Here is a 5,708-nt window from a genome sequence, read left to right on the forward strand (position 1 = left end):
CTCTATCTTCAATCCCCCATTGCTTACTAAACGCATTATCAGCGTCTTCTCGCAAATTATAAAGGCAGTTTTGTAGAGCTGCATGAGTCTCGTATTTGTAATCATGATTACAGTCATATTTATATGATGCAGGGTCTATAGGCGTCTTCATAACGACCCAATCATAATCATCTGTAGTCGCAAACGATGCAGCGATAGCCGTACTGGAAAAGCTACTTAATACAGATATTATAAAAAACTTGTGTATCACTGAAATTTTAAACATAAAAAAGCCCAACAATGTTGGACTCTTATAATAAAGCGACACGCTAAATTTTACAAATCATTCCATGCTATATGCTACAAGCGAATACGCGAGCCATCACTTAATAAACGATAAGAGAGGACATAGAACACCACGCAAAATACAAAAATCGCTGCCATCGAATACCAGACGTTGACATCCGAATAGCCAAGGATACCGTAACGAAATGCGTTGACCATATAGACGATAGGGTTGAGTAATGAGACGTTATACCAAAATGAAGATAAATTCTCCATCGAATAAAACACCCCACCAAGAAAGGTCAAAGGTGTTAATACGAAGCTTGGAATAATAGTGATGTCATCGAATGAGCGGGCATAAGCCGCATTGATAAAACCGCCAAGTGAGAACAGAATAGACGTTCCTAGTACCGTAAATACAGTAACAAATAAATGCTCGATACCAAGCTTAGTAAAGAATAGCGCGACGATAGAAACAATAATAGCAATAATCAGACCGCGAAAAATACCGCCACCGATGTAACCCATTAATATGGCGTGCTTAGAGACCGGAGATACTAGCAGCTCTTCGATACTGGCGGTAAATTTAGCACTAAAAAAACTCGATACCACGTTAGAATAACTGTTGGTAATCACTGCCATCATGATGAGACCTGGAACGATAAACTGCATGTACGGTACACCGCCCATGTCCCCCACCCGCGAGCCAATCATCTTACCAAAGATGACGAAGTATAAAGCCATGGTAATAACCGGTGGTAACAGGGTTTGTGGCCAAATACGCAGGATTCGACGAATCTCTTTTACTAAGATAGTTTGAAAAGCAATCCACTTTTTGGCTGCAGACATCGTCTCATTAGGATCTATAGTGACTTTTTGAGTCACTTCCTGAGTCACTTCCTGTTTCATAATCCTGCCTCCTTCATGCTGTCCTCATTCTGAATATTTTTATCTACTAGCCGCATAAACAACTCCTCTAGGCGGTTAGACTTGTTGCGCATGCTGGCAACCTCGATATCAAGTTTGGTCAGTTGCTCAAAAACACAATTGAGCGTCTCACCTTTACTCAAGGTCACCTCCACCGTCAGCTCATCAGGCTGGGAAATTTCTGTTACCTTATCAATGACTAAAGGCTGGGTGAGCGGCTGGGTCAAATCTAGCACAAAGGTCTCAACAGACAACTGCGCCAGCAAATCTTTCATCTCAGTATTAATACGAATCTCACCATGATCTAATATCGCAATGCGCTTACACAGCTGCTCAGCTTCTTCTAGATAGTGAGTGGTCAGAATAATAGTGGTATTTTCTTCAATATTAATTTGCTGCATGAATTCCCACATCGAGCGGCGCAGTTCAATATCTACTCCAGCGGTGGGTTCATCAAGAATCAATAATTTAGGCTTATGAATCAGCGCGCGCGCAATCATCAGGCGCCGCTTCATACCACCTGACAGCTCCCGCGACTTACTATCACGCTTATCCCATAGACCCAATGCTTTTAGCAAGCGCTCTGCACGTGGTTTTGATTCTTTAGCCGGTATACCAAAGTAGCCAGCTTGAGTAATCAGAATATCTTCTACTTTTTCAAACTGATTAAAATTGAACTCTTGCGGCACCACACCTAAGTATTGCTTGGCTACCGAAGGATTGGCTAATAGATCAACACCAAAAATATTTACGCTGCCGCTAGTTGGTTTAAACAGTGAGCTGATAATACCAATCATCGTTGATTTACCAGCACCATTTGGCCCTAATAACGCAAAAAACCCACCTTGTGGTACGGTTAAGCTGACATCTTTTAGGGCGGAAAAGCCATTGTCATAAGTTTTGGATAAATGTTTGATAGAAAGCGCTGGTACTTCAGACATGAATACCTCTTTGTTAATGATTGGTCTATAAAAGAATCTAAAAAGCAATTTTTGGAACATTAATTCTTATAATAGTTGTTCTAGTGTCTTAATCTGAGGCTAGTAATAACAAATTTCAACAGCACCATACTATAAGGACGATATTAGTAATACCAATCATTATCCACAAAAAAGCGCCTACCTCACTAAATGAGATAGGCGCTCTTTACACTTATAGTATTCAAAGTATTACTCTAAAAATCAGTAATCCAAAATACTGCCCGCTTAAGATTAATGACTTATTAAACCAAGCAGAGAAAAGTAAAACGAAAGTCGATAATCGTTTTATGGACTCTCGTTTTACTTTTCTATATAAGTGTACTATCAGTTAATGTTCTATCTTAATAAAGACAGTTAGCTGGCTTCAGCAACCATGTAATCAACCGCATTTTGAACTTCTTCGTCAGGAATATCAGCGCCGCCTTTAGCAGGCATGGCGTTAAAGCCATTGATAGCGTGGGTATATAAGGTCTCTGTACCTTTTGCAATACGTGGACCCCAAGCGCCAGCATCACCTAACATAGGTGAGCCAAGTAGCCCTGTCGCGTGACAAGTCTGACACACGGCGCTATATACCGCTTTACCTTCACGTGGGCCATCGCCAGCTGATGGACCAGAAGAACGAGCGGTCACATCACAAACTTCATCGTCTTCGAAACATACTTTACCAACAGGCTGAATACGAGCAATCAAATTAGGATACAAAGCAATCAGCTTTTGCACTTGTGGTGTATCTTCTGGAATTGGCTCTTCAGCCGCCGCAGGTGCTGCTACCGCTACCGCAGCTTCTTCAGCTGGAGCAGCGCTATCTGTTGTGGTATCTGCAGCAGCTTGGGTATCGTCACCCAACTTTTCAGGCGCATTTTCGACAACGTCTTTGCCTTCTGCGACATCAGATATCGTTACAGGAGTGTCTACAACACTTTCAGCTTGGCTCACAGCGATACTAGCGATTCCTAGAATGGCAGCTGCCGATAACATAACTACTTTTCTCATTCGTCACGTTCTCTTATTACGTATACAAGGGTCAACACGACTTGGACATTCTGTCTGTCCTCCTTTGATAACAACCAGTTATCAATAGCAATAGCAAACAGCCATCCCGCATGCAACCACACTTGTAATCGGTGATTATAAATATCAATTCTCCCTGACATTATAAGGGAAAAGACAGGTAGATTGCCATGCCTGTTTGCTTACTATGTTGTTTTTTCTTAAAAAACCTCAATAGCCACCTTCATTCATTGGCTTTATGACTTTTATTTGTTAGACTAAGCGGTCTTTATTTTTCGACACCTTGCAGTGCTAATTGTTGATAATGGTATTTGTTCATACATGTTATTCATTAATCAGGTGTTAATCAATATAGCATTCAGTTCATATTATGCGCTCGTAGCTCAGTTGGATAGAGTATCGGTCTCCGAAGCCGAGGGTCGTGGGTTCGATTCCCGCCGAGCGCACCATTACTAATTATTGCAAAGCTTAGTTATTGTAAAGCTTAATCACCGCAAATATTAGTCAAAGTATGTAAGCGTAAATTGCACATTGTACTTCGCCCTTCCCTAGCATTAATAATAGTTAAAACCTCCTACTTCTTTACCCCTAAATCATTAAATCCTTGCATCTTCTAGATAACAAACTAATAGCCTTATTAAATAAGTTGTTAAATTCACTAAACGCCTTTCACTATAAATAGTTAAGCGGCAATTTCTTCACTAGACATTTTACCTAGATATTTTGTACGAGCCTATTCTGCCTCTTCTAGATTGGCAGCCAACTGCGCGCGACTAGGCACACGGTGATAATTAATCACCGGCACATCACCCAAGCGGCGCTGACTGGCAGCAAGCTTTTTATCAATGGTAATCATAGCGATTTTTTTATTTTGTTTGCTGACGAGTAAATGATTTGCTTTACGCGTGACGCGATAATCAGGAAAATACTGTTTAATCAGTACGGATGTCTTTTGTAGCGAATCATTTAGGGGTATGTTTTTACTTTTTAACTTTATATTATTTTTACCAATATGTTTAGGCGCGCGCGATTTTGCAAAAAACCATAGTCCAACGCCGACCGCTATCAATATGACAAGCCACCAAGTTCCGTCTATCATAAGAAGGGATATCCATTATTAATAAGGGTTAGCTCATGTTAGCAGAATTATCACCAGCGTTAACAGCAGAAGTACAACGTGCCGCCCAACTATTGGCATCAAAACAACGCATTTGCCTCTTAACGGGTGCAGGGATTTCAGCAGAAAGTGGTATCCCGACTTTTCGAGATAAGCAAACGGGATTATGGGAAAACTATGCCGCGGAAGACTTGGCGACACCTGATGCTTTTGCTCGCGACCCAAAGCTAGTGTGGTCATGGTATCAATGGCGCAGACAATTGGTCGCCGATAAAACACCGAATCCGGCACATGATGCTTTAGCGCAGTGGCAGTACCATACTCAATCCTCTGATCAACAATTGACGCTCATCACTCAAAATGTCGATGACTTGCACGAGCAGGCTGGTAGTACAGTGATTCATCTTCATGGCAATTTATGGCGTAATCGTTGTAGTCAGTGTGAGACACCCCACCAAAGCCAATCAAGGGGTTCATATAGCAGCGAAGATAGCATCGATTTCGATGAGGGATTAATTAACTGCCCTCATTGCGACGGTTATATTAGACCGGATATTGTTTGGTTCGGCGAATCACTACCTGTACAAGCATGGCAAACAGCTGAAGATGCGGCGTCTAATTGCGAGGTGTTTATTAGTATCGGCACATCAAGCCTCGTTTATCCCGCGGCTGGATTAGCGCAATTGGCAAAGCAAAATGGCGCCAAAATTATCGAGATAAATCCCGATCCAACTCCGAATACCATCGTTGATATTACCTTAGCAGAAAAAGCGGGCGTGATAATGCCATTACTGATACAGCAAATCACTGCGTTGTAATCATGCTTGTATGGCATATAAAAAAAGAAATAGGCGTTGCTGGTATGAGTTTTTCGAAGGCTATGCTTATTAATGCTGTACTTAGCTTAGCGCTAAGCAAAGAAACTTATAGCAGCAAATTTATGAAAACAACTTAAAGCAGCAGCTCAATCGTATTTATTGCAGGGCAAGATCAACTTTCGCTAAGTAAGCCTCTTTTAACTCATCATCTATAAATGAAGATCTAAAAGAATTCTTCACCAAAGTGATGATATCGTCCTCGGTTAGCGGCAGATTCTCACATATGTTTATAAAATTTTGATTGATATAGCCTTTGAAATACGCCGGATCATCGGAGTTCACAGTGATATTTAGACCGTAATCCAACAACTCTTTGATATTATGTTCTTTATAACTCTCAAATACCTTGAGTTCAATATTTGAATTTGGACAAACTGTCAGCGGCATTTGCTCATCTTTTAGTCGTTGCATCAACGCGGCGCTTTTTATCGATTGCACACCATGATCAATTCTATTTATCTCTAATAAATCCAGGCTTCGTAGATATACGACAAAATCCGCCTCTTCACCGGCATGAGCAACCAATTT

Annotated in this window: 7 protein-coding genes and 1 tRNA gene; 2 read left to right on the plus strand and 6 right to left on the minus strand. The window is 41.1% G+C overall.

The genetic code is table 11. From position 1 onward, the window contains the following. The 4 genes from CAN34_RS14380 to CAN34_RS07130 form a co-directional block, all read right to left on the minus strand. Nucleotides 1-265 (minus strand): hypothetical protein (locus CAN34_RS14380; RefSeq protein WP_217320615.1); only part of this gene is annotated, 265 nt, incomplete at its 3' end. A 74-nt stretch (nt 266-339) separates the two neighbouring features. Continuing rightward, complete coding sequence (locus tag CAN34_RS07120; protein ID WP_089555064.1) at nt 340-1,113, minus strand: ABC transporter permease; 774 nt, start codon at nt 1,111-1,113, stop codon at nt 340-342. 56 nt (nt 1,114-1,169) lie between these two features. Beyond that, a complete protein-coding gene (locus CAN34_RS07125; RefSeq protein ID WP_089555060.1) occupies nt 1,170-2,132 on the minus strand; it encodes an ABC transporter ATP-binding protein in 963 nt (320 codons plus the stop codon). A 393-nt stretch (nt 2,133-2,525) separates the two neighbouring features. Beyond that, nucleotides 2,526-3,167 (minus strand): cytochrome c5 family protein, encoded by a 642-nt coding sequence (locus CAN34_RS07130; protein ID WP_089555061.1) that lies wholly within the window; start codon nt 3,165-3,167, stop codon nt 2,526-2,528. A gap of 390 nt (nt 3,168-3,557) precedes the next feature. Between CAN34_RS07130 and CAN34_RS07135 the strand changes: the two genes are divergently transcribed. After that, nucleotides 3,558-3,634, plus strand: a tRNA-Arg gene (locus tag CAN34_RS07135). Between the two features lie 284 nt (nt 3,635-3,918). Here the strand turns inward: CAN34_RS07135 and CAN34_RS07140 are convergent. Next, a complete protein-coding gene (locus tag CAN34_RS07140; RefSeq protein WP_089555062.1) occupies nt 3,919-4,284 on the minus strand; it encodes a hypothetical protein in 366 nt (121 codons plus the stop codon). Nucleotides 4,285-4,319: 35 nt separating this feature from the next. Here CAN34_RS07140 and CAN34_RS07145 point away from each other — a divergent pair, with 35 nt between their 5' ends. Further along, nucleotides 4,320-5,120, plus strand: a complete 801-nt coding sequence (locus CAN34_RS07145) for an NAD-dependent deacylase (protein WP_089555063.1) — start codon at nt 4,320-4,322, stop codon at nt 5,118-5,120. Nucleotides 5,121-5,276: 156 nt separating this feature from the next. Here CAN34_RS07145 and CAN34_RS07150 read toward each other — a convergent pair. Continuing rightward, the coding region (locus tag CAN34_RS07150) for an adenosine deaminase (RefSeq protein ID WP_368039469.1) at nt 5,277-5,708 on the minus strand (432 nt) is incomplete at its 5' end.

Origin of the sequence: Psychrobacter sp. DAB_AL32B, from assembly GCF_002224105.1 — a bacterium.
In the GTDB taxonomy this organism is placed as follows: Bacteria; Pseudomonadota; Gammaproteobacteria; order Pseudomonadales; family Moraxellaceae; genus Psychrobacter.